Origin of the sequence: Ralstonia sp. 25mfcol4.1, assembly GCF_900104095.1 — a bacterium.
Taxonomy (GTDB): domain Bacteria; phylum Pseudomonadota; class Gammaproteobacteria; order Burkholderiales; family Burkholderiaceae; genus Cupriavidus.
In genome coordinates this window covers 124,196-148,587 of sequence record NZ_FNJO01000012.1, presented here as the reverse complement: position 1 = coordinate 148,587, position 24,392 = coordinate 124,196, and the positions used below count along the sequence as shown (strand labels likewise).

At 67.4% G+C, this 24,392-nt stretch carries 21 protein-coding genes and 1 tRNA gene; 13 read left to right on the top strand and 9 right to left on the bottom strand.

The annotated features are described in order from the left end of the window. Positions 1-40: 40 nt before the first annotated feature. The gene (locus tag BLQ58_RS20805; protein ID WP_092601738.1) at positions 41-1,096 is read right to left on the bottom strand and encodes a CDP-6-deoxy-delta-3,4-glucoseen reductase; all 1,056 of its coding nucleotides are present in this window, start codon (positions 1,094-1,096) and stop codon (positions 41-43) included. Between the two features lie 10 nt (positions 1,097-1,106). Between BLQ58_RS20805 and BLQ58_RS20800 the strand changes: the two genes are divergently transcribed. The 11 genes from BLQ58_RS20800 (at position 1,107) to hutG (ending at position 13,334) form a co-directional block, all read left to right on the top strand. After that, the gene (locus BLQ58_RS20800; RefSeq protein ID WP_092601736.1) at positions 1,107-2,132 is read left to right on the top strand and encodes an NAD-dependent epimerase/dehydratase family protein; all 1,026 of its coding nucleotides are present in this window, start codon (positions 1,107-1,109) and stop codon (positions 2,130-2,132) included. A gap of 287 nt (positions 2,133-2,419) precedes the next feature. Continuing rightward, positions 2,420-3,382: an ABC transporter substrate-binding protein gene (locus tag BLQ58_RS20795; RefSeq protein ID WP_092601734.1), complete on the top strand. Its 963-nt coding sequence runs from the start codon at positions 2,420-2,422 to the stop codon at positions 3,380-3,382. A 13-nt stretch (positions 3,383-3,395) separates the two neighbouring features. Next, positions 3,396-4,268, top strand: a complete 873-nt coding sequence (locus BLQ58_RS20790; RefSeq protein ID WP_092601732.1) for an ABC transporter permease — start codon at positions 3,396-3,398, stop codon at positions 4,266-4,268. Beyond that, positions 4,265-5,044 (top strand): ABC transporter ATP-binding protein, encoded by a 780-nt coding sequence (locus BLQ58_RS20785; RefSeq protein WP_092601730.1) that lies wholly within the window; start codon positions 4,265-4,267, stop codon positions 5,042-5,044. Before BLQ58_RS20790 ends, BLQ58_RS20785 begins: the two co-directional genes overlap by 4 nt. 29 nt (positions 5,045-5,073) lie before the next feature. Further along, positions 5,074-5,835 (top strand): histidine utilization repressor, encoded by a 762-nt coding sequence (hutC, locus tag BLQ58_RS20780; protein ID WP_092601728.1) that lies wholly within the window; start codon positions 5,074-5,076, stop codon positions 5,833-5,835. Between the two features lie 92 nt (positions 5,836-5,927). After that, on the top strand, positions 5,928-7,490 hold the full coding sequence (gene hutH / locus BLQ58_RS20775) for a histidine ammonia-lyase (RefSeq protein ID WP_092601726.1): 1,563 nt from the start codon (positions 5,928-5,930) through the stop codon (positions 7,488-7,490). Between the two features lie 51 nt (positions 7,491-7,541). Next, positions 7,542-9,245, top strand: coding sequence for a urocanate hydratase (gene hutU / locus BLQ58_RS20770; RefSeq protein WP_092601724.1), 1,704 nt, complete (start codon positions 7,542-7,544; stop codon positions 9,243-9,245). Continuing rightward, the gene (locus BLQ58_RS20765) at positions 9,245-9,844 is read left to right on the top strand and encodes a HutD/Ves family protein (RefSeq protein WP_092601722.1); all 600 of its coding nucleotides are present in this window, start codon (positions 9,245-9,247) and stop codon (positions 9,842-9,844) included. The genes hutU and BLQ58_RS20765 overlap by 1 nt, the downstream gene beginning before the upstream one ends. Further along, a complete protein-coding gene (hutI, locus tag BLQ58_RS20760; protein WP_092601720.1) occupies positions 9,841-11,067 on the top strand; it encodes an imidazolonepropionase in 1,227 nt (408 codons plus the stop codon). The genes BLQ58_RS20765 and hutI overlap by 4 nt, the downstream gene beginning before the upstream one ends. Continuing rightward, the gene (locus BLQ58_RS20755; RefSeq protein ID WP_092601718.1) at positions 11,064-12,470 is read left to right on the top strand and encodes a formimidoylglutamate deiminase; all 1,407 of its coding nucleotides are present in this window, start codon (positions 11,064-11,066) and stop codon (positions 12,468-12,470) included. The genes hutI and BLQ58_RS20755 overlap by 4 nt, the downstream gene beginning before the upstream one ends. A 42-nt stretch (positions 12,471-12,512) precedes the next feature. Further along, complete coding sequence (gene hutG, locus BLQ58_RS20750) at positions 12,513-13,334, top strand: N-formylglutamate deformylase (protein ID WP_092601716.1); 822 nt, start codon at positions 12,513-12,515, stop codon at positions 13,332-13,334. Positions 13,335-13,473: 139 nt separating this feature from the next. Here hutG and aspT (BLQ58_RS20745) read toward each other — a convergent pair whose 3' ends face one another. The 3 genes from aspT (BLQ58_RS20745) to BLQ58_RS20735 form a co-directional block, all read right to left on the bottom strand. Further along, positions 13,474-15,159, bottom strand: coding sequence for an aspartate-alanine antiporter (aspT, locus tag BLQ58_RS20745; protein ID WP_092601714.1), 1,686 nt, complete (start codon positions 15,157-15,159; stop codon positions 13,474-13,476). Between the two features lie 79 nt (positions 15,160-15,238). Next, positions 15,239-16,942, bottom strand: a complete 1,704-nt coding sequence (gene aspT, locus BLQ58_RS20740) for an aspartate-alanine antiporter (protein WP_092601712.1) — start codon at positions 16,940-16,942, stop codon at positions 15,239-15,241. A 263-nt stretch (positions 16,943-17,205) separates the two neighbouring features. Then, entirely contained in the window at positions 17,206-17,955 is a 750-nt protein-coding gene (locus BLQ58_RS20735; RefSeq protein WP_092601710.1) for a metalloprotease LoiP, read from the bottom strand. Between the two features lie 660 nt (positions 17,956-18,615). Between BLQ58_RS20735 and BLQ58_RS20730 the strand changes: the two genes are divergently transcribed. Beyond that, positions 18,616-19,386: a ChbG/HpnK family deacetylase gene (locus BLQ58_RS20730; RefSeq protein ID WP_092601708.1), complete on the top strand. Its 771-nt coding sequence runs from the start codon at positions 18,616-18,618 to the stop codon at positions 19,384-19,386. Between the two features lie 93 nt (positions 19,387-19,479). Here the strand turns inward: BLQ58_RS20730 and BLQ58_RS20725 are convergent. Both BLQ58_RS20725 and BLQ58_RS20720 read right to left on the bottom strand, forming a co-directional pair. Continuing rightward, a tRNA-Leu gene (locus BLQ58_RS20725) sits at positions 19,480-19,564 on the bottom strand. Between the two features lie 120 nt (positions 19,565-19,684). Then, positions 19,685-20,059, bottom strand: coding sequence for an HNH endonuclease (locus BLQ58_RS20720; protein ID WP_092601706.1), 375 nt, complete (start codon positions 20,057-20,059; stop codon positions 19,685-19,687). A 99-nt stretch (positions 20,060-20,158) separates the two neighbouring features. Between BLQ58_RS20720 and BLQ58_RS20715 the strand changes: the two genes are divergently transcribed. Then, positions 20,159-21,097 (top strand): alpha/beta hydrolase, encoded by a 939-nt coding sequence (locus BLQ58_RS20715; protein WP_092601704.1) that lies wholly within the window; start codon positions 20,159-20,161, stop codon positions 21,095-21,097. 32 nt (positions 21,098-21,129) lie between these two features. Here the strand turns inward: BLQ58_RS20715 and BLQ58_RS20710 are convergent, their stop codons facing one another. Genes BLQ58_RS20710 through BLQ58_RS20700 form a run of 3 tightly spaced genes read right to left on the bottom strand, consistent with a single transcriptional unit; the run spans position 21,130 to position 24,373 of the window. After that, positions 21,130-22,008 carry an NAD(P)-dependent oxidoreductase gene (locus tag BLQ58_RS20710; protein ID WP_092601702.1) on the bottom strand — a complete coding sequence of 293 codons (879 nt, stop codon included), beginning with the start codon at positions 22,006-22,008 and terminating at the stop codon, positions 21,130-21,132. A 13-nt stretch (positions 22,009-22,021) separates the two neighbouring features. After that, on the bottom strand, positions 22,022-23,179 hold the full coding sequence (locus BLQ58_RS20705; protein ID WP_092601700.1) for an ABC transporter substrate-binding protein: 1,158 nt from the start codon (positions 23,177-23,179) through the stop codon (positions 22,022-22,024). 51 nt (positions 23,180-23,230) lie between these two features. Then, positions 23,231-24,373: a methyltransferase gene (locus BLQ58_RS20700; RefSeq protein WP_092601698.1), complete on the bottom strand. Its 1,143-nt coding sequence runs from the start codon at positions 24,371-24,373 to the stop codon at positions 23,231-23,233. Between the last annotated feature and the right edge of the window lie 19 nt (positions 24,374-24,392).

Genomic DNA, 24,392 nt, shown 5'->3' with positions numbered 1-24,392 from the left:
GGGTGGCATTGTTGTGTCGACGGAACGGCGGCGGGGCCGGTCAGGCGGTGCCGGCCGCGTGCAGATCGGCCTCGGACGTGAACGAGTCCGCGAAGAACGCGTCCTCGTGCAGACGGCACTGGGCCGAGAAATCGGTGCGCGCGGCGTTGACCATGACCGGCGCGCCGCAGGCGTAGACCTCGTGGCCCGACAGGTCCGGATGGTCGGCCATCACGGCCTGGTGGACAAAGCCGGTACGGCCTGCCCAGTTGTCGCCGGCCTGCGCGTCGGAGACCACCGGCACGTACTTGAAGTTCGGCAGGTCGCGCGCCCACTGCTCGCACAGCGCGTGCATGTACAGGTCGGACGGACGGCGGCCGCCCCAGTACAGCGTCATCGGGCGCGTGATGCCGGTGTAGGCGGCGTGCTCGACGATGGCCTTGATCGGCGCGAAGCCCGTGCCCGAGGCCAGCAGGATGATGGGCTTGTCCGAATCCTCGCGCAGGAAGAAGCTGCCCAGCGGGCCCTCGAAGCGCAGGATGTCGCGTTCCTTCATGGCCGGCATGCCTTCCCTGGCGCCGAACACGTAGTCGGTGAACGCGCCGCCGGGCATGTGGCGGATATGCAGTTCGATCGGGCCTTCCTCGTGCGGCGGCGTGGCGATCGAATAGCTGCGGCGCTTGCCGTCGCGCAGCAGGAATTCCACGTACTGGCCGGCCAGGAACTGCATGCGCTCGGTGGCGGGCAGCTGCAGCCTGACCGAGATCACGTCGTCGGCCAGGCGCTCCATGGCGGCCACGCGGCACGGGATCTTCTTGATGGGGATGTCGCCGGCGCCATGCACCTCGCGGCATTCGATCGTGATGTCCGACGTGGCATTGGCGCAGCAGAACAGCGCGCGGCCCTCGGTCTTTTCCTGGGCGGTCAGCGCCGATGCGGCGTGGTCGCCCTGGTTGATCGTGCCTTCGACCACGCGGCCCTTGCACGACCCGCAGGCGCCGTTCTTGCAGCCGTAGGGCAGGCCGATGCTATGGCGCAGCGCGGCGCCCAGGATGGTTTCGTCGGCGGCCACTTCGAACTTGTGGCCACTCGGCATGACGGTAACTTGATAAGCCATAATCGGGTCTATGAACCAAATTCTGTCGCCGCAAGCGGCGTTGTCTTCCCCACGGGGCGTTCGGCATCGGCGGCTGGGCCGTCCGCGCCTGCTGATCGTTGGCTGCGGCGATGTTGGCACCCGCATCCTGCGAGTGCTGGCCACGCGCATGCGCGTGTTCGCCGTAACGTCGCAACCATCGCGCCAGGCAGAACTGCGCGAGGCCGGCGCGATACCGCTGGTGGCCAATCTGGACCAGCCGGCCACGCTGGCAAGGCTGTCGCGGCTGGCCGGACGGGTCATCGACCTGGCGCCGCCGCCCGGTCACGGCGATGGCGATCCACGCACGCAGGCGTTGCTGGGTGCGCTGCGGCGCACCAGCTGGCGTCGCACGCGCGCCCTGCGGCCGGGCGTCAGCGAGGCCGCCATTCTACCCGAGCGGGGCTGGCACCGCGCGTTTGAGGCGTCCGCGCGCCACCGTGCCCCGGAGGCCTTCATCTACGCCAGCACCACCGGCGTCTACGGCGACCGCGGCGGCGCGCGCGTGCAGGAATTTCATGCGGTGCGTCCGCAGACTGCACGGGCCCGGCGGCGCGTGGCGGCTGAAGCGGCGGTGCGCGCGTTTGGCCGCGACGCCGGCTGGCGGACCGGCATCGTGCGCATTCCCGGCATCTATGCCGAAGACCGGCTGCCCGTGGCGCGCCTGCACAAGGGCACGCCCGCGCTGGCGTCCCAGGACGACGTCTACACCAGCCATATCCACGCCGACGACCTGGCGCGGGCGATGATCGCCGCGCTGTGGCGCGGCCGTCCGCAGCGCGTGGTGCATGCCAGCGACGACACCGAACTGCGCATGGCCGACTATTTCGACCTCGTGGCAGACCGCAAGGGCCTGCCCCGCCCGCCGCGCATCACCCGCCAGCAGGCGCGGGACACCATCGACCCCACGCTCCTGAGCTTCATGAGCGAATCGCGCCGGCTCGACAACCGCCGGCTCAAGCGCGAACTGCGCCTGCGGCTGCGTTATCCCACCGTCACTTCCTTCTTTGATCGCTAGAGCCGGCCCGCAGGGGGCCGCCGCCGGCCCTCCGCCGGCGGGCATGGCGATTGCGTAGCGTTTCCGCGTTTCTTCCTGTCTATACAAGAACGGTGCATGGCGGGCTTGGATCCCATCCCTGGTGATTGTGTTCGGTGCGCCGCAACATGCGCATGCACCGCCATGGCGCGTCTGCTGGCGGATTCAGCCTGGCGCACTTGGTTGACGACTCAGGTAAACCCCGGGTTTGACTTGTATATACAGCATTGATAGATTGCGTTCACCCCACGACTGATGGAGCCGACAGCATGAAGCTGCCCTTGCCGTTCCGTTTTGCCGCAGTTGCGTCCACCCTTGCCGCCGCAGCCCTGGCCGCGCCCGCTTATGCCCAGAACACGCCGGTCACCATCGGCATGAGCGGCTGGACCGGTTTCGCGCCGCTGACGCTGGCCGACAAGGCGGGCATCTTCAAGAAGCACGGCGTGGATGTGGACATCAAGATGATTCCGCAGAAGGACCGCCATCTGGCGCTGGCCTCCGGGGCCATCCAGTGCGCGGCCACCACCGTGGAGACCCACGTGGCCTGGAACGCCAACGGCGTGCCCATCACCCAGATCGTCCAGCTCGACAAGTCGTACGGCGCCGACGGCCTGGCCGTGCGCAGCGATGTGAAGACGTTTGCGGACCTCAAGGGCAAGACCATCGGCGTCGATGCGCCGGGCACCGCGCCGTACTTCGGGCTGGCGTGGATGCTGAAGAAGAACGGGATGACGCTCAAGGACGTGAAGCTGACCACGCTGTCGCCGCAGGCGGCCGCGCAGGCGTTCGTGGCGGGCCAGAACGACGGCGCCATGACGTACGAGCCCTATCTGTCCACCGTGCGCGCCAATCCGGACCGCGGAAAGATCCTGGCCACCACGCTCGACTACCCGATGGTGACCGACACGCTGGGCTGTGCGCCGAAATGGCTCAAGGACAATCCCAAGGCCGCCCAGGCGCTGGTCGACAGCTATTTCGAGGCGCTGGAGATGATCCGCAAGGAGCCGGAGAAATCCAACGACATCATGGGCGCGGCGGTCAAGCAGACCGGCGAGCAGTTTGCCAAGTCGTCGGCCTACCTGCGCTGGCAGGACAAGGCGGCCAACCAGAAGTTCTTCTCGGGCGAACTGGCCAGCTTCAGCAAGGAAGCGGCCGACGTGCTCAAGGACATCGGCGTGATCCGCCAGGTGCCCGACGTGACGGCGCTCTATGACGCCCGATACCTCAAGTAAGCCGGAGTCCGCGATGTCGTCGTCCGTGCAAGCTCCCGCCGCCGCGCGCCCGCCCGCGCCCATCGCCGCCCAGCCGGCGGACCGTGTGCCGCGTGCGCGCCATCCGTGGCTGTCGCCGCTGGTGCCAGTGTCGGCGCGGGCCCGCTGGATCCTTGGCCTGTCGTTCTTCGTTGCATTTTTTGGCGTCTGGGCCGTGGTGACGCTGGGCGGCTTCGTGCCGCGCACGTTCCTGGCTGATCCGGTGACGATGGCGCACGAGGGCTGGCTGCTGTTCACGCAGTACGGCTTCATCGGCGATATCGGCATGACCGTCTGGCGCGTGGTTGGCGGCTTCGTGCTGGCCGCCGTGCTGGCCGTGCCGCTGGGCATTTTCATGGGGTCCTACAAGGCGGCCGAGGCGTTCTTCGAGCCGTTCGTGTCGTTCTGCCGCTACCTGCCGGCGTCGGCGTTCATTCCGCTGCTGATCCTGTGGGCCGGCATCGGCGAGACGCAGAAGCTGCTGGTGATCTTCATCGGCTCGTTTTTCCAGATCGTGCTGATGGTGGCGGTCACGGTGGGCGGCGCGCGCAAGGACCTGGTGGAGGCCGCCTACACGCTGGGCGCCACGCCGCGCGGCATCGTGCGCCGCGTGCTGATCCCGGGCGCGGCGCCCGAGATTGCCGAGACGCTGCGGCTGGTACTGGGCTGGGCGTGGACGTACGTGATCGTGGCCGAGCTGATCGGCTCGTCCTCGGGCATCGGCCACATGATTACCGACAGCCAGGCGCTGCTGAACACCGGGCAGATCATCTTCGGCATCATCGTCATCGGCTGCATCGGGCTGGTGTCCGACCTGGTCTTCAAGCTGGCCAACCAGCGCCTGTTTCCGTGGAGTTCGATCAAATGAGCGCGCTGTCGATCCAGCAGGTATCCCGTACTTTCGAGAATCCGCGCGGCGGCAGCACGCAGGCGTTGCTGCCTGTCGACTTCGAAGTGCGCGACAACGATTTCGTGACGATCCTGGGCCCGTCGGGCTGCGGCAAATCCACGCTGCTGCGCATCGTGGCCGGGCTCGACACACCCAGCGGCGGCCGCGTGCTGCTGGACGGCCAGCCGGTGGCCGGCCCGGGCGCCGACCGCGGCATGGTGTTCCAGTCGTACACGCTGTTTCCGTGGCTGACGATCGAGCAGAACGTGCGCTTCGGGCTGCGCGAGCGCGGCATGAGCCCGGCCGAGCAGAAGGAACGTAGCGATTTCTTTATCGCCCGCGTGGGACTGCGCGGCTTCGAGCAGCATTATCCGAAGCAGCTGTCGGGCGGCATGCAGCAGCGCACGGCGATTGCGCGGGCGCTGGCCAACGATCCGAAGATCCTGTTGCTGGACGAGCCGTTCGGCGCGCTGGACAACCAGACGCGCGTGCTGATGCAGGAGCTGCTGCTCGGCATCTGGGAGTCGCATCGCAAGACGGTATTATTCGTCACGCACGATATCGACGAGGCCATTTTCATGGCCAACCGCGTGGCGGTGTTTTCCGCGCGGCCCGGTCGGATCAAGAGCGAGATCGCGGTGGACTTTGCCCATCCGCGCCATTACACGATCAAGACATCGCCCGAGTTTTCCGTGCTCAAGGCGCGGCTCACCGAGGAGATTCGCGCCGAAGCCATGGCATCGGCCGAGCACTGAACCGGCAATCCGGCATTCCGCAACAGGTCATGAATCCGTCCGCCAACCCGGCACCTCCCCCGTCCAACGCTCCGGCCGCGCTATATCAGCAGGTGAAGGAGTACATCGCGCGCCAGATCCAGAGCGGCGCGTGGCAGCCCGGCGACCGCGTGCCGTCCGAGCAGGAACTGGTGAACCGCTTCTCGGTGTCGCGCATGACGGTCAACCGGGCGTTGCGCGAGTTGTCGGAACAGGGCAGGGTGGTGCGCGTTGCCGGCGTGGGCACGTTCGTGGCCGAACACAAGCCGCAATCCACGCTGCTGTCGGTGGTCAACCTGCAGGACGAGATCCGCATGCGCGGCCATGACTACGCCTGCGACGTGATCCTGGTGGAGCGCGTGTCGGCGTCGATCGAGGTGGCCGCCGCGCTGGAACTGCGCACCGGCGAATCGGTGTACCACTCGATCTGCATCCATCGCGAAGACGGCCTGCCGGTGCAGCTGGAGGACCGCTACGTGAATCCGCGCGTGGCGCCCGATTTCATCACCCAGAATTTTGCCGATACGCAGCCCGGCGAATACCTGCTGCGCAACGTGCCGTATGACCAGGTGGAGCATGTGGTCGATGCCATTGCCGCCACGGCCGAGCAGGCCGCGCATCTGGAGATGCCGCCCACGCAACCGTGCCTGCTGCTGACACGCCGCACCTGGACGCATGGCGTGCCAGTCACATTCGTTCGCTGCCTGCACCCGGGCAACCGGTATCGGCTGGGCAGCCGGTTTCGCGCCGACGGCAATCCCGCCTTCGGCTAGAACAGATTCCCGCGGTCAGTCAAAAGCTGGCCATCGGGTTTATTTTTCGACTAACCTGTATAGACAGGCTCATACAACAAAGACGTACGCAGATGACCAACGATTCCCGCTCCCTCCTGACCCTGAACCCTGGCCACGTGTCGCTGGACGACCTGCGCCGCATCTATCGTGGCGAAGTGAGGCTGGCGATGGCCGAATCGGCCTGGGCCGGCGTGCGCGCCGCGCAGGCCACGGTGCAGGACATCATCGACGCCGACGCCGTGGTCTACGGCATCAACACCGGCTTCGGCAAGCTGGCGCAATCGCGCATCGCCCACGACAAGCTGGCCGAACTGCAGCGCAACCTGGTGCTGTCGCACAGCGTGGGTACCGGCGCCGACCTGCCGGCCGATACGGTGCGGCTGATCCTGGCGATCAAGGCCGTCAGCCTGGCGCGCGGTCATTCGGGCGTGCGTCCGGAACTGATCGAGGCGCTGCTGGCGCTGACCAACCACGGCGTGTCGCCGTGCATCCCCGCCAAGGGATCGGTCGGTGCCTCGGGCGATCTGGCGCCGCTGGCGCACATGTCCTGCACGTTGATTGGCGTGGGCGATGTGATGATCGACGGGCGCCGCGTGCCGGCCGCGCAAGGGCTGGCCCATGCCGGGCTGGACGTCTTCACGCTGGGGCCGAAGGAAGGGCTGGCGCTGCTGAACGGCACGCAGGTGTCCACGGCGCTGGCGCTGGCCGGGCTGTTTGCCGCCGAGGATGCCTTCGCGGCAGGGCTGGTGGCAGGGGCGCTGTCGCTGGAAGCCATCAAGGGATCGGTCAAGCCGTTCGATGCCCGCATTCATGACGCGCGCGGGCAGGCGGGCCAGATTGCCGTGGCCGGCGCCGTGCGCGCGATGCTCGACGGCAGCGAGATCGTCGATTCGCACAAGGCCTGCGGGCGTGTGCAGGACCCGTATTCGATCCGCTGCCAGCCGCAGGTGATGGGCGCGTGCCTGGACAACCTGGCCCACGCCGCGCGCGTCCTGCGCATCGAGGCCAACGCCGCGTCCGACAACCCGCTGGTGTTTTCCGAACAGGGCGACGTGGTGTCCGGCGGCAACTTCCACGCCGAGCCGGTGGCCTTCGCGGCCGACATCATCGCGCTGGCCATCGCCGAGATCGGCGCCATTTCCGAACGCCGCCTGGCGCTGCTGCTGGACACTGGACTGTCCGGCCTGCCGCCGTTCCTGGTGCGCGACGGCGGCCTGAACTCGGGCTTCATGATTGCCCAGGTCACGGCGGCGGCGCTGGCGTCCGAGAACAAGTCGCTGGCGCATCCGTCCAGTGTGGACAGCCTGCCTACGTCGGCCAACCAGGAAGACCATGTGTCGATGGCCACCTACGGCGCACGCCGCCTGGGCGACATGGCCGCCAACACGGCCGTGATCGTCGGCATCGAGGCCATGGCCGCCGCGCAGGGCATCGAATTCCATCGGCCGCTGAAGTCGTCGCCGCTGGTGGAGCAGGAACTGGCACGCATCCGCAGCCGCGTGGCCTTTGTGGAATCCGACCGTTATCTGGCGCCCGACATCGAGGCGATGAAGCAATGGGTGGTGCAGGGCGACGCCGGCGCGGGCTGGCCCGAGGCGGTGCGGGGCATCTTGCCGACGAACGTCGCCGCTTGAGACGCAAGCGCATCCAGATCCGACCAGTCATCAAACATACCGAGACACACCATGAACGCCAACGAACACCAATTCACCGACACCCCGCGCGGCCAGCGCGAAATCCGTGCCCCGCGCGGCAGCCAGCTGCACTGCAGGAACTGGCTGATCGAAGCCGCCTATCGCATGATCCAGAACAACCTGGACCCCGATGTGGCCGAACGCCCCCAAGACCTGGTGGTCTATGGCGGCATCGGCAAGGCCGCGCGTAACTGGGAATGCTTCGACGCCATCCTGGACAGCCTGCGCCGCCTGGGCGAGGACGAATCGCTGCTGGTCCAGTCGGGCAAGCCGGTGGGCGTGTTCCGTACCCATGCCGACGCCCCGCGCGTGCTGATCGCCAACTCCAACCTGGTGCCGCACTGGGCCACCTGGGACAAGTTCAACGAACTCGACCGCGCCGGCCTGATGATGTACGGCCAGATGACGGCGGGGTCGTGGATCTACATCGGCACGCAGGGCATCGTCCAGGGCACGTTCGAAACGTTCGTGGAAGCCGGCAACCAGCACTACAACGGCGACCTGACCGGCAAGTGGATCCTGACCGCCGGGCTGGGCGGCATGGGCGGCGCGCAGCCGCTGGCCGGCGTGCTGGCCGGCGCGTGCGTGCTGGCCATCGAATGCCAGGAGTCGCGCATCGACTTCCGCATCCGCACGCGCTACCTGGACAAGAAGGCCACCACGCTGGACGAGGCGCTGGCGATGATCGAAGACGCGACGAAGCAGGGCCAGGCGATCTCGGTGGGCCTGCTCGGCAACGCCGCCGAAATCGTGCCCGAACTGGCGCGCCGCGCGCAGGCCGGCGGCATGCGGCCCGATATCGTGACCGACCAGACCTCCGCGCACGACGTCATCAACGGCTACCTGCCCGAAGGCTGGACCGTGGACCAGTGGGAAGACCTGCGCGTGCGCGACCCCAAGGCCGTGGAAGCCGCCGCGCGCCAGTCGATCGTCAAGCATGTGCAGGCCATGCTGGCGTTCCAGCAGATGGGGGTGCCGACGGTGGACTACGGCAACAACATCCGCCAGGTGGCGTTCGAGGAAGGCGTGAAGAACGCGTTCGATTTTCCGGGCTTCGTGCCGGCGTATATCCGCCCGCTGTTCTGCCGTGGCAAGGGGCCGTTCCGCTGGGTAGCGCTGTCGGGCGACCCGGAGGATATCTACAAGACCGACGCCAAGATGAAGGAGCTGTTCCCGGACGACAAGCCGCTGCACCGCTGGCTGGACATGGCGCGCGACCGTATCGCGTTCCAGGGCCTGCCGGCGCGCATCTGCTGGGTGGGCCTGGACGAACGCCATCGTGCTGGCCTGGCGTTCAACGAGATGGTGAAGAACGGCGAACTGAAGGCGCCGGTGGTGATCGGGCGCGACCACCTCGACTGCGGCTCGGTGGCATCGCCGAATCGTGAAACCGAGGCGATGCGCGATGGCTCCGATGCGGTGTCCGACTGGCCGCTGCTCAACGCGCTGCTGAACACGGCCGGCGGTGCCACGTGGGTCAGCCTGCATCACGGCGGCGGCGTGGGCATGGGTTTCTCGCAGCATTCGGGCGTGGTCATCGTCTGCGACGGCACCGACGCGGCGGCCAGGCGGATCGAGCGCGTGCTCTGGAACGATCCGGCCACGGGCGTGATGCGCCATGCCGACGCCGGCTACGACATCGCCATCGACTGCGCCCACGAGAAGGGCCTGAACCTGCCGATGGTGAATCGCTGATGCCCGTCACGCGGTTCGCGCTCGACGCCATCGCGCCCACGCCGTGGAAGAACGGCGGCGGAACTACGCGCGAGATTGCCGTATGGCCGCCGGGCGCCGGCATGGACGCGTTCGACTGGCGCGTCAGCGTGGCCGATATCGCCACGGACGGGCCGTTCTCGGCCTTTCCCGGCATCGACAGGCAGATCGTGCTGATCGACGGCGCCGGCGTGCATCTGCAGGCCCACGACGATTCGTTCTGCCACAAGCTCGTGCGCGTGGGCGAGCCGTACGCGTTTTCTGGCGATACGGCTATCCATGCCGCGCTGGTCGATGGCCCGACACGCGACCTCAACGTGATGACGCGCCGGGGTCGCTGCCGCGCCGAAGTCAGCCTGATGCGGCAGCCGTTCACGGCGGTGCCCACTTACGCCACGGTGCTGGTGCTGGCGCTGCGCGGCGACTGGGATGCCAGCGACAGCCGCAGCGGCGACGGCCAGCACCTGTCGGCGGGCGAGGGCATACTGATGCCGGCCGGTTCGCCGGCCGTCACATGCGCCCACACCGAACTTTCCGCGCTGTGCCTGCGCGTGATACTGCATAGGGAGCAGGACCGATGAACTTCCACGACGCGCCCGCCGCCGATGGCGTCTGGCATCACTGCCACCTGCTGCCCGACGCGGACCCCGAACGGGCCGTCCGCGACGGCGCGCTGGTGATCGAACAGGGCCGCATCGGCTGGCTCGGGGCGCTGGCCGACCTGCCCGACAGCTATCGCCATCTCGACCGGCACGATGCCGGCGGCGCGTGGATCACCCCCGGCCTGATCGACTGCCATACGCACCTGGTGTACGGCGGCCAGCGCGCCGACGAATTCGCGATGCGGCTGGCGGGTGCCAGCTACGAGGACATCGCGCGCGCCGGGGGCGGCATCGTATCCACGGTGCGGGCCACGCGCGAGGCCGACGAGGCTACGCTGTTCGCGCAGGCGGCCGTACGGCTGGAGGCGCTGCTGGCCGAGGGCGTGACCACCATCGAAATCAAGTCCGGCTATGGCTTGTCACTCGACGCCGAGCGCAAGCAACTGCGCGTGGCTCGCCAACTTGGTGAAGCCTATGGCGTGACGGTCTACACGACCTTCCTGGGCGCCCATGCGCTGCCGCCCGAATACGCGGGCCGCGCCGACGACTATATCGACCTGGTCTGCAATACGATGCTGCCGGCGCTGGCCGAGGAAAAGCTGGTCGATGCCGTCGATGCCTTCTGCGAGGGCATCGGATTTTCGCCAGACCAGACCGCGCGCGTATTCGAGGCCGCCGCGCGCCACGGCCTGCCCGTGAAGCTGCATGCCGAGCAACTGAGCAACCTGGGTGGTGCGGCACTGGCAGCACGGCACAAGGCGCTGTCGGCGGATCACCTCGAACACCTGGACGAGGCCGGCGTGATGGCGATGGCCGCCGCCGGCACGGTGGCCGTGCTGCTGCCCGGCGCCTACTATTTCCTGCGTGACACCCATCTGCCGCCGCTGGCGCTGCTGCGCCAGCATGGCGTGCCGATTGCCATTTCCACCGATCACAACCCGGGCACATCGCCCACCACATCGCTGCTGCTGATGATGAACATGGCCTGCACGCTGTTCCGCATGACGGTGCCCGAGGCGCTGGCCGGCGTGACCACGCACGCGGCGCGCGCGCTCGGCGCGGCGGATCGCCACGGGCGGCTGGCCGTGGGCCGCGCCGCCGACTTCGCGTTGTGGCGCATCGCGTCGCCCGCCGAGCTGGCGTACTGGTTTGGCCGCAATCCGTGTGCCGGCGTGGTGCGGCAGGGCAAGGTGTTCCGATGAGCGCCGGCCAGCTGTTCGCGCGCCACGCGCTGCTGCCCGATGGCTGGGCACGCGATGTGCTGCTGGAGTGGGGTGCCAACGGCGCTTTCACGACCATTACGGCGGGCGCCGCGCCGGCGCCATCGGTGCCGCAGGCGGCCGGCCCGGTGCTGCCGGGCATGCCGAATCTCCATTCGCACGCCTTCCAGCGCGGTTTTGCCGGGCTGACCGAATACCGCAGCGTGTCGCCCGGCGACGATCCCGCCGGCGGCGATTCGTTCTGGAGCTGGCGCACGCTGATGTACCGCTTTGCGCTGCGCCTGTCGCCCGACGCGCTGGAGGCCATCGCCACGCAGCTCTATATCGAGATGCTACGCGCCGGCTACACCAGCGTGTGCGAATTCCATTACGTCCATCACGATCCCGAAGGCAAGCCGTATGCCGACCGCGCCGAAATGTCGCTGCGGCTGTTGCGCGCGGCGCAGGCCGCCGGCATCGGCATGACGCTGCTGCCCGTGCTGTACCAGACGGCCGGGTTTGGCGGCAAGCCCGCGCAGCACGACCAGCGCCGCTTCCTGAACGATGCCGATGCCATGCAGGCGCTGCTGGAAAAACTGGCGCCGCATTGCACCGCCTACGGCGCACGGCTGGGCCTGGCACCCCATTCGCTGCGCGCGGTGCCGCCGCACGCCCTGACGCAGGCCGTTACCGCGCTGCACGCGATGGATGCCACGGCGCCGGTGCATATCCACATCGCCGAACAGCAGAAGGAAGTGGACGACTGCCTGGCCGCCAACGGCGTGCGGCCCGTGCAATGGCTGCTGGACCACGTACCCGTTGACCAACGCTGGTGCCTGGTCCACGCCACGCACATGGATTGGGACGAGCGCCGGCGGCTGGCCCATAGCGGCGCCGTGGCCGGCATCTGCCCGACCACCGAAGCCAACCTCGGCGATGGCGTGTTCGAGGCCGCGCCGTACCTGGCCCAGCAGGGCTGGTGGGGCATCGGGTCGGACAGCCACGCCAGCGTCAGCGTGGCCGAGGAACTGCGCACGTTCGAATACGGGCAGCGGCTGGGCCTGCAGCGGCGCAACGTGCTGGCGTCTGAGAAGCATCCGCAGGTGGCCGACCGGCTCTGGCTCGAAGCCGTGGCCGGCGGCGCGCGGGCGGCGGCACGGCCGGTGGCGGGCCTGGCGGCTGGACAGCGTGCCGATTTCGTGGTGCTGGACGGCCAGCATCCTACGCTGGCCGGGCTCGACGGGGCCCAGGCGCTGGCCACTTGCGTGTTCGCCAGCCACGGACATGAGACACTAGCGGAAGTCCGCACGGGCGGCACGTGCCGCTTGCAGCACGGCGTGCATCCGCTACAAGGGGATGCGGGCCGGTTGTTCGCCGAGGCGCGCGCCCGCCTGCTGGCCGACTGAAGGGTTCCGAACCCGCCCCATACAAAGCAGCCCCGAGACAAGATGTCCTCCTCCTTCACCACCGATATTCCCGCTTTCACGCTGCATCGCGGCACCCGCCCGTTGCTGGTGTCGATGCCGCACGTCGGCACCTACGTCCCCGCCGGCCTGGCCGAGCGCCTGACGCCCGAGGCGCGCACCGTGCCCGATACCGACTGGCACATGGACCGCCTGTACGACTTTGCCCGCGAACTGGGCGCGTCGATCCTGATGGCCACGCACTCGCGCTACGTGATCGACCTGAACCGTCCGCCCGACAACGCCAACCTGTACCCGGGCCAGGACACCACGGGCCTGTGCCCGGTCGATACGTTCGACAAGACGCCGGTGTACGCCGACGGCGCCGACGCCCCCGACGACGCGGAAATCGCGCTGCGCCGTGGCGCGGTCTGGCATCCGTATCACAACGCGCTGCAGGAAGAACTGGCGCGCCTGCGCGCCGAGCATGGCACGATCGGCCTGTGGGACGCACATTCGATCCGCTCGGTGCTGCCGCGCTTCTTCGAAGGCAAGCTCACCGACTTCAACCTGGGATCGGCCGACGGCAAGAGCTGCGACACCGGCCTGGCAGCCGATGTGGTCAAGATCGCGCAGGCGGTGCCGAACCATACGGCCGTGCTCAACGGCCGCTTCAAGGGCGGCTACATCACGCGCCAGTACGGCAACCCGGCGGACGGCGTGCATGCCATCCAGCTGGAACTGACGCAGTCGTCGTACATGGAAGAGGTGTACCCGTTCGCGTACGACCCGGCAAAGGCCGCCAACGTGCAGCCGGCCATCCGCCAGATGCTGGAAACGGTGCTGGCGTTCGTGGAAGCGCGCTGATACCGCGGCGCTTCGGCAAAAAAACGGCCCGTCTGTGGCAATTCGATGCCACAGACGGGCCGGTTTGCTGCGATGACGCTCCCCTTGCAGTTCGTAGTGGTTCCTTGATTTTCGGTCACATTGTGGTCCGGGACAACCCTCAGACAAGCCCGACGACGAGCGGGCCGAGCAGTGTCAGCAACACGTTGGCCAGCGCATAGGTGATGGCGAACGGCACGGTCGGCACGGGGCTTTCGGCCTTGTCCAGGATGCCGCCGAAAGCCGGATTGGCGCTGCGCGATCCGGCCAGCGCACCGGCCAGCAGCGCGGCGTTGTCGTACCGGAGCACGTAGCGGCCGAACAGCATCGTCAGGAACAGCGGCAGCAGCGTGACCACGGCGCCGAGCAGGAAAATCGTCAAACCGCTATGGCGCAGGGTGTCGACGGCCTGAAGTCCCGAGTTGATGCCCACGATGGCCACGAACGCGGCCAGGCCGAAGTCCTTCAGCAACTGGCAGGCCGCCGTCGGCATCGCGCCATACATCGGATGCTTGGAGCGCGCCCAGCCGAATACCAGGCCCGACAGCAGCGCGCCGCCGCCCGCGCCCAGCGTCAGCGGAATCGACCCGATGCGCACCACCAGCAACCCGATCAGCAGGCCCACCAGCACGCCGGCGCCAAAGTAGACGAAGTCGGTCTTCTCGCTCGGTACCAGTTCATAGCCGGCGCGCTCGGCGGCACGCCGGGTGTCGGCCGGGGTGCCGTAGAACGTGATGATGTCGCCGTGCTGGAGCTTCAGGTCGGGCAGGATCGGCAGTGCGTGGTCGTATCGCTCGATCCGCTCCAGGTACACGCCATGGCGCATCTCGCGGCTGATATTGGCCACGATCTCGCCCAGCGGCTTGTTGTTGAGGCCGGGGCGCGTGAACACGGCGCGGCGCGTCTGCATGACCATGCCCATGCCTTCGGCGTCGGCCACTTCGTCGCCGATCACCAGCGCGGTGGGCACCATGGCGTCGCGCCGGCCCACCAGCAGCACCAGGTCGCCGGCTTCGAGCACGGTGTCCTGTGTGACGTCGATCGGCTTGCCGCCCCGCTGGAGCTTTTCCACGGTGACCAGGTCTTCGCCGCCGATCTCGATGTCCTTGATGGTCTTGCCTGCGGCAGCCGTCACGCGGAACAGCCGGCCCACCAGCCGGGGCAGCGCGCCGGCCTGGCCCGGGCCGAACTGCGGCAGGCCGCCGTGCATGGCCGCCTCGACTTTCTTCGCATCCGACTTGAGGTCCGTGCGCATGAAGCGCGGCAGGATATTCACACAGACGATGATGGCGCCCAGCGATCCGAACACGTACGTCACCGCATAGCCGATGGCCACGTTGGCCTGCAGCGTCTTCACCTGGTCGGGCGGCAGGCCGAGCTTGGTGATGGCGTCGCCGGCCGTGCCGATGATGGCCGACTGCGTCATGCCGCCGGCGGCCAGGCCCGCCGCGATCCCTTTGTCGAGATGGAAGAGCTTGGCCAGCACCACCACGGTCACCAGCCCCGCCACGGCCATGAAGACGGCCATCGCGATCTCGCGCAGAGAATTGCGGTTCAGCGAGTTGAAGAACTGCGGGCCGCTTTCATAGCCCACCGCGTAGATGAAGACCGCGAACATTACGGCCTTCACGCCGTTGTCGATCTCGACGCCCACCTGGCTGATGATCACCGCCGCAAGCAGCGACCCGGCAACCCCACCCAGCTGGAATTTGCCGAAGGTCAGCTTGCCGATGGCATACCCGATGGCCAGCGACAGGAACAGCGCCGACTCGGGCGATTTCTGGAAGATGGCGTGCAACCAATCCATATGGAACTCCTGTAAGGCGTGACACAGGTGACGGCGGCCCATGCGCGGGCGCTCATGGCCCCCGGCGGGCCGGACACAGCTACTGCGGTGCGGATGCCAGCGCGCCGGCCATCGCCACGGCGATCGGTCCGAGCAACGGCAGCAGCACGTTGGAGATGGCGTAGGTGATCGTGTAGCCGATGACGGGCGTGCCGTTGCCCGCGGCGTTGGTGAGCGCCATGATCGTGGGGGTGCTGCAATGCTGGCCGGCCACCGCGCCGAGCAGGATCGGCATGTCGAGCTTCAGCCAGCGATGACCGATATACAGCGAAATGGCCGCCGGGATGATCGATATCAGCACGCCCGCGAGGGGCAGGATCAGGCCGAACTTCTGCACCAGCCGCAGCGCGTCGGGGCCGGCCGACAAGCCCACGGCGGCGATGAACGTGGCCAGCCCGAAGTCCTTGAGGATCTCGGCCGCGGGCGCCGGCAGCGAGCCCATCACCGGCAGCCGTGCGCGCAGCCAGCCGAAGGCCAGGCCCGACACCAGGCATCCGCCGCCCACGCCCAGCGTCAGGTCGGCCTGGCCCACCTTGACGCTCCACGAGCCGATCAGCATGCCAAGCAGCACGCCGATGCCCAGGAAAACGAAATCGGTGCGGATCGTGGGGATGACCGGATAGCCCAGTTCGGGCACCACGCGTTGCAGGGCCTCGTCGGGGCCGGACAGCGTGACGACGTCGGCGCGTTCCAGCACGGTCTCGGGCAGGATCGGCACCGCATGCTGCATGCGCGTGATGCGCGACACATAGACGCCGCGGCCCATGCCCACATCCACGCTCTGGCGCAGCCGCGCCAGCGACACGCCAATCACTTCGCGGCGCGTCAGCAGCACCGACAGTTCTGCCTGCACCACGGCGTCCATGCCGGGCTCCTCGGGCATCTCGGGGCCGACGGCGGCGGCAAACGGCACCATCGCGTCGCGCCGGCCCACGGCCAGCACGATGTCGCCGCTGCGCAGCACGTCTTCGGGTGCGGGGCGGAAGGTATTGCCGTCGCGCCGAATGCGCCGGATCGTGACGCCGAGTGCCACTTCATGCTCGGCTTCCACGACGGTCCTGCCAGCCATATGGTCCACGCGCAGCACGCGCGCCACGATCATCGGCAGCGCCGTCATCTGGTTGTCGGCCATGTCGTTCTGCCCGCCAAGCTTCAGCCAAAGCTGGTTGGCCGATTCGCGCAGATTCTGACGCAGCAGAAAGGGTGCCAGCTGGCTGGTGAACAGGACGATGGCGATGAGCCCGAACAGGTAGGTCACGCTGTAGGCCGTGACGATATTGGTCTGCAGCACGCGGATGGCGTCGGCCGACAGGTCGAGCCGCGCGATGGCTTCGGAGGCCGTGCCGATCACTGCCGATTCGGTCGCCGCGCCGGCCAGCAGGCCCGACGCCGTGCCGGGGTCCAGATGCAGCAGGGGCACCGCCAGGGCCAGCAACGCGAGCAATACGAACACCTCGACCAGCGACAGCACGCCGATCCGCCATTCGCGCGCGACATTGGCGAAAAACTGAGGTCCGCCCGTGAAACCGAGCGCAAAGATGAACACGGCGAAGGCCACGTTCTTGACATCGTCGTCCAGCCGCACACCGCTCTGGCCGATGACCAGCGATGCAATCAGCGTGCCGCAGATGCCGCCAAGCTGAAACGGTCCGAAGCGGATCGCGCCTACCGCATGGCCGACGGCCAGTGCCAGGAACAGCGCAATCTCCGGTTGTCCGGCAAGCAGGGCGGAAACGGACTCCATGACGCGGCGCAAGCCTCCCTATGGCTCATGGCAAGCCAGCGGAGAGCCCGCAGGCGTGAGGCATTATCCGCACCGGGCGCATTGGCGCGTACTGAAAGCTTTTGAACGCGTATTAAACGCAATCAAACAAACGGCTATGTCTGGAAGTGGGCGGAAAGGCGGGAGGGGAGGGAGCCACGCCCCTTTGCCGGTGCAGGGGGGCGCCGGTAAAGGGGGGAGCCGCGGCAGCGGTACCGTGTTCGCCACGGTACCGCCGTGCGGCGTTACTTGCCGCTGTTGATCCGGTCCTGGATATGCTTGGCGCGCGCGTCGGAGCCCGGGTGGGAGCTGAGCAGGCCCGACTGGCCGCCATCGAGCTTGGCCAGCTTCTGGAAGGCGGTGACCAGCGCCTGCCGGTTGGCGCCATTCTTCGTCAGCAGGTTGTACGAGTAGTCGTCCGCCTCGCTTTCCTGGCGCTGCGAGAATTGCGCATTGACAAAGGTTTCGCCAAGTTCGCCGATCTGCGATGTCGATAGCGCCGTCAGCGTGGCGTAGCCGGTGGAACCCAGCGCGCCGCGCGCGGCCGCTGCGGCATAGGCCACCTGCATGGCCTTCTTGGTATGCCCCAGCGCCACGTGGCCGATTTCGTGGCCCAGCACGCCGCGCACCTCGTCGTCGGTCATCAGGTCCATCAGGCCGCTGTAGACACGCACGCAGCCGTTGGCCATGGCCCACGCGTTGATGTCCTTGGTCATATAGACCTTGGCATCGAGCGGCAGCCCGGTGTTCTGCAGGCCGTTCATGATATTCACCAGCCGTTTCGCATACGTGCTGTCCGCCGCGGCGACCGTGTTCTTCTTGTCCATGTCGGCGCAGGACTGGTCGGACAGTTGCTTGACGTTGGCGTCCGTGAGCGTGGCGGCGCTGAACAGGCTGCCACCCGCCTGGCTCAGACTGTTCATGTCGGCGCCGGCACAGCCGGCGAGCAGCGTTGCGCAGCCGATGGCGGCCGCCGTAGCAATATAACGATTCATCTTCGATTCCCTGATGGTCGGTCGTTGTTATGGAGGCGCAGGCAAGAAGCATAAGCAAGCGATTGCATGGCCGCCAGTGGAGTACGTCTGACAGGGCAAGGCGGTGTAAGGTGATGTCGCGGTGGCAACGGGCAGAACAAATACGGCCAGTGTGGCGTGAGGTGGGCAGTTATGTGAGAAACCGCACATTGCCACGTCGCGAACGAACGGTTCAAACGGCCTGGGTTGACTACCCTGAGAATCGTCAGTGGCGCCAATAGCGCGTGGCACCATCGGAATCGTTGGTTTGTTCCGGTCGCGCGGTTCCGGCATCTCTGGCATTTTCGGGCCAGCCCGAACCGTATCAATGTTCTGCGACGCGCGCGATGGCGGGAGCCGGCCGGTTAGGAGCGGTACCGCACATAATCCAGCGTTAACGTTGCCGCAAGATACATTCATGGCGGTATTGAATGTATCAAGACCAGAACAATTAGAACACCAACGACGTTGCTGTGGACACCGGGAATGGAACGGCCGTGAGGCCGAGGGGCAAGTGATGATTTGGCGCGCTTTGCATCAGGCTCCATTTCCGTATTTCGGCGGCCAGCGCACGGGCGGGGCGGTAGCGGACCGCGCGCCGGCTGGTGGAAACGCGAACGGACACGAACGGAGAACCGGAACATGCGAAGCCTGATCATCAATGCCGATGATTTCGGTCTTGATCGAGAAACCTTCAATACGACGGTGGATTGCTTCGAGGCGGGCCTGCTGACCAGCGCCACGATCATGGTGGGCTGCGACGCGTCCGCGCTGGCCTACGACTATGCCCGGCAGAACCGCAAGCGATTTTCGTTCGGATTGCATTTCAATATCGTCGATGGCTTCCGGCCCGTGGCGCCGGACCCCGACACATCGCTGTGCGATGAGCCCGGCGCCTTTCGCGCGAGCCCGGACCAGCGTTACGCGGCCCTGGTCGGCATGCTGACCACCGCCGACCTCCGCCGCGAATTCCGCCTGCAAGTGGAGGAACTGCGAGATCACCACGTGGAGGTGACCCATGTCGACAGCCACGGCCACCTGCACAAGTTTCCGAGTGTCATCTATTCGCTGCGCCAGGAAATGCGCCGCGCCGGCCTGACATGGGTGCGCCGGCCCCAGAACCTGTTCCTGAACCCGAACGGCAAACGGCGCGTGGTCAACAACGTATTCACGATCCCGTTCTGGGGAATGATGTGCACCGACTACTACTGCGCGGTGGACCAATGCGACGACTCGTGGGCGAACCGCTTGCCGGAGGCGTTGCCGCACGGACTGACCGAGGTCTCGGTTCATCCCGGCCGCGCCGAAGCCTGGCGACTCAACGAAGCCGCCCCGTTGCTGGACCCGACGGACCTGTCGACGGCACTGAAATCGGCGGATATCCTGCTGACGCGGTATCGGGCGTTGGGCTAGGGGAGTCCAGGCACTGCGGCGAGGGGGAAGCTGCTGGCGGAAGGCGCCAGAGAAGCAGCCGGAAGCAGTCGGAAAAAGCGTCTGAAGAAAATCTGGTGCCCGGGGTCGGACTCGAACCGACACGCCTTGCGGCGGGGGATTTTGAGTCCCCTGCGTCTACCTGTTTCACCACCCGGGCATGGGCTTGGCGATGAGCGGAAATGCACATCGCGCGCTGATGAACCGCCGATTATGCCGCAATTCCACTGCCCGGACAACCAGCGGACGACCCCGTCGGATGGCGCGGCCGGGCAGGCGCCTAGCGTCCGCGCCGGGCGTTGGTGGTACGGCTGCGGTCGTAGAAGCCCGGGGGCTTGCGGGCGATCCAGCGGATGAAATCGGCCATGGCCGGGTGGGCGCGCAGTGCATCCCAGTCGTGGTAGGTCGTGGCCAGTTCGATTTCGGTGAAGACCGAATGGATCTTCTGATGGCAGACGCGATGCATGGCGATGACCGCGCGCCCGCCCCGGCTGCGGGGTACGGGGTGGTGCAGGTCGGTGCTGGCGTCGTCGAGCAGGGTCCGCCCGCACAGCGGACAGCGCGCATGGTCCCGACCGGTTTCCGGATCGAGCCCGACTTCGGGTGGCCCCAGCTGTGGAGCCTTGCCGGCGCGCAGCCGGCGCTTGACGACCATACGCGAATTCGCTGAAAAGTGGGTGCCCTGGCAGTTGCGGTAGGATAGCGCGCAACCGTCCCATGCCGTGTCGCCGCGACTTCACCGGAGCCGAGAGCCATGTCTGCCCAGCCGACCCTCGATGCCACGCCCACCGCCAGCCTTGCCGCGCTGGCGGCCTTGCCCTCGCAAGACCCAGCCTTCTACGCCCAGGCCTATAACAATCGCGCCAATGTGCCGGACAACGCCGTTCACATGGCGCGTTGGGCGGCGGATTCGGCACTGGTGCGGGCCGGCATGGTGACGTATTTCGAGAACCTGGCCTATGGCGATGCGAATTCGCCACTTGCCGACACGGAAACGCTCGATTACTTTCCGGCGTCGCTGCGCGATGACGATGCGCCTCCGCTACTGGTGTTCCTGCATGGCGGCTATTACCGTGCGCTGGACAAGCGCGACCACAGCTTTGTCGCCAGCGTGCCCACGCGGCGCGGGGTGTCGGTGGCGGTGGTCAACTACGCGCTGTGCCCGACGGTGACGGTGGAAACCATCGTGTGGCAGGTCATGCAATCGGTGGCTTGGCTGTATCGCGAGGCCGACCGGCTTGGCCACGATCGCCACCGCATTTTCCTGGCCGGCCATTCGGTGGGCGGGCATCTGGTGACGATGCTGATGGCCGCGCTCTGGCCGCAGTTCGCGGACGACCTGCCGATCGACCTGATCAAGGGCGGGCTGTCGATCAGCGGCCTTTACGACCTGGAACCGCTGCGCCGCGCCGATTTCCTGCAGGCCGACCTGCAGCTCAGCGAAGCCGATGTGGCGCGCCTGTCGCCGGCGTTCATGGTGCCGGCGACCGACGCGCCGCTGATCACCGCGGTGGGCGAGCTGGAATCCAGCGAGTACCAGCGCCAGCACGCGCTGATCCGCGCGGCATGGCCGGACAACGCGCGTGACGATATCGCGCTGCCGGGCCGTCATCACTTCAATGCGATGGACGACCTGATGCGGGACGACAGCCCGTTGTCGCGTGCGCTGCTCGGGATGATCGCGGGCGTCTGACCGGTGTCCGCCAGCCCGCGCCCGCCCCGCGCCTACGCTTGCGGATTCTTCAGTTCCAGCACTTTCAGCAGCGACGACGTATCGTCCTTGCCCCAGCCCTGATCCATCAGTTCGCCCAGTTGCGCCGCCGTGGCGCGCATGGCGGGCAGGTCCAGGCCGATTTCGCCGGCGATGTCGGCGGCCAGGCCAAAGTCCTTGGCGTGCAGCCGCGATTCGATGCCCGCGGAAAAATCGCGCGACACCATCTTCGGGCCCATCAGGTCCAGCATGCGGCTGCCGGCGAATCCCGTGGACAGCGCCTGGAACACCTTGCCGGTATCCACGCCTTGCGCGCCGGCAAAGCGCATCGCCTCGGCAATGCCTTCGATATTGACCACCTGGGCAATCTGGTTGCAGAGCTTGGCCACCTGGCCGGCGCCGTGCCCGCCGATATGGGTGATCGTCTTGCCGAGGCATTCCAGCAGCGGTCGTACTTTCTCCAAATTCTCGACCTTGCCGCCGACCATGATCGTCAGCGTGGCGGCCTGGGCGCCGATGGTGCCACCCGATACGGGGCAGTCGAGCGCCTCGATGCCTTTGGCAGCCAGCGCCTGGGCGATCTCGCGCGTGACGATGGGCGAAATCGTGCTGTGGTCCACGCAGATGGTGCCGGGCGCGGCGCCTTCGATCACCCCTTGCGGGCCCAGCAGCACCTGGCGCACGTCTTCCGACGACGTCACGTTGGTGAAGACCACCGCCGCGCCGCGTGCCGTCTCGGCCGGCGTGAAGAACGGTTCGGCGCCAAGCTGGCGCGCGGCGTCGGCCGCTTCGGGGCGGCGTACGAAGGCGCGCACGGTGTGGCCGGCGCGGATCAGGTGTCCGACCATCGGCGCGCCCATCGCGCCCAGGCCGATAAATGCCACGGTAGTCATGACTGCTTCCTCGTTACTTGTCGCCTGCATAGGCGAACCTGCCATTGCGGATGGTGCCCATCACGCGGGCACGCTGGTCGAAGCCCTGGTGGTCCTGCGCGCCGAGATTCAGCACGCCGTTGGGCACCGTCAGGTTCTGTGTCGATTCGATGGCGTCGCGCAGCGCGCTGCGGAACGCCGGCGTGCCGGGCCGCGCCCCGGTCTTCAGTGCGCGCCGGGTGGCATCGTCAAGCAGCAGCCAGGCGCCCCAGGCGTCGCCGGCGAACTGCGTGACGGTGTCGGCGCCGTGCTTCGCTTCATAGCGCTTGACGAAATCGAGCGCCACTTTCTTCGCCGGGTGGCTGTCGGGTAGCTGGCGCGCCACCACGACCGGGCCCGTCGGGAACAGCGTCCCTTCCACGTCCTTGCCGCCGATGCGCAGGAAATCCCACGAGGCGATGCCGTGCGTCTGATAGATGCGCCCCTTGTAGCCGCGCTCGTTGAGCGTCTTCTGCGGCAGCACGGCCGGGGTGCCCGAGCCGGCAATCAGGATGGCGTCGGGGTTGGCCGACATCAGCTTGAGCACCTGGCCCGTGACCGAGGTATCCATGCGGCCAAAACGCTCCTGCGCGACCACGCGCAGATGTCGCAATTCGGCCATTTTCGAGAACTCGCGCCACCAGCTTTCGCCATACGCGTCGTTGAAGCCGATAAAACCGACGGTTTTCACGCCGTGGTTGACCATGTATTCGGTCAGCAGCGTGGCCATCAGCGCGTCGTTCTGCGGCATCTTGAAGGCCCAGCGGCGGCGCGGGTCGGCTTGCGGCTCGACGATGGTGGCGGAGGCGGCCAGCGCCACCATCGGCGTTCCGGTCTCGGCAATCGCGTCGAGCGCGGCAATCGCATTCGGCGTGATGTTCGGGCCCACGATCACGTCAACCTTGTCCTCGGCGATGAACTTGCGCACGTTGCGCACGGCGGCGGCCGGGTCGGTGCCGTCGTCCAGCACGATGTACTGCGCCCGCTGCCCGCCCAGCGTCTGCGGCCACAGCTGCACGGTATTGGCCGACGGAATGCCGATGGCCGCGGCGGCACCTGTCAATGACAGGTCGACCCCGACGCGGATATCGGCGCGCGCGGCACCGATCAGGCACATCGACATCACAGGCAGCAGCAACTGGCGCAGGCGCATGGGCAACCTCCGAAGACGTACGTCAATGGGAATGGAACCGGCGATCGGGTGCTACCTGGCGGCCAGTCGCCACAGCGACGTGACCTCGGCCTTGCGCGCGGCGAACAGCGGATCGTCGGCATCGGCGGCCTTTGGGTGCCGTGGCCGGATGTCGGAGCGCCCCAGCACCTTGAGCCCCGCTGCATCAATCCAGCCCAGCAGTTCGTCGCGCGAACGCAGGCCCAGATGCTCGGCAAAGTCCGACAGGATCAGCCAGCCCTGGCCGCCCGGTTCCAGGTGCGCGGCCAGACCGTTCAGGAAGCCGCGCAGCATGCGGCTGTCGGGATCGAACACGGCGTGCTCGATGGGCGAACTGGGCCGAGCCGGCACCCAGGGGGGGTTGCAGACCACCAGCGGGGCGCGGCCTTCGGGGAACAGGTCGGCCTCGATGATCTCGACCTGCTTGGCCAGACCCAGCCGGTCGATGTTCTCGCGGGCGCAGCCCAGCGCGCGCGGGTCCTGGTCGGTGCCCACCACGCGCCTGACGCCCCGCTGTGCCAGCAGCGCGGCCAGCACGCCGGTACCGGTGCCGATGTCGAAGGCCAGCGCCGTGGACGGCAGGGGCTCCTTGGCCACCAGTTCGATGTATTCGCCGCGCACCGGCGAGAACACGCCGTACCAGGGGTGGATGCGCTCGCCAAGCACCGGGATCGCAACGCCTTTCCTGCGCCACTCGTAGGCGCCGATCAGGCCCAGCAGTTCGCGCATCGATGCCACGTAGGGGGCGTCGCTCTTTCCGTAGACCTGCTCGCAGGCTTCGTGGACGTCCGGGGCGCGGCGCAGCGGCACCACGTGACCGGCCTCGAACGGCAGCAGCAGCATGCCCAGCGTACGGGCACGCTGCGACTGCGCCAGCCGGTGCTTGTGGAACGATTCGGTCAGGCTGGCAGGCGCCTGGGCGGCGCCGCGTGCCTTGCGCTGGGGTTTGCGGTCCACGCGACGCGCCATGGCTTGCAGCAGCTGGCGGGCGTTCTGGAAGTCGCCGCGCCAGAGCAGGGCGGTGCCTTCGCTGGCCAGCCGGTAGGCGGTATCGGCCGGCGTCTGGTCGTCGGCGATCACCACGCGCTTCGGCGGCGGCAGACCGGCTTCGGAACGCCACAGCGCGCTGCGCTCGGCGCCGTCCTCGGTCCAGTGGAGGGTGGGGAAGGAATCCATCGTTTACTTATATAGGGAG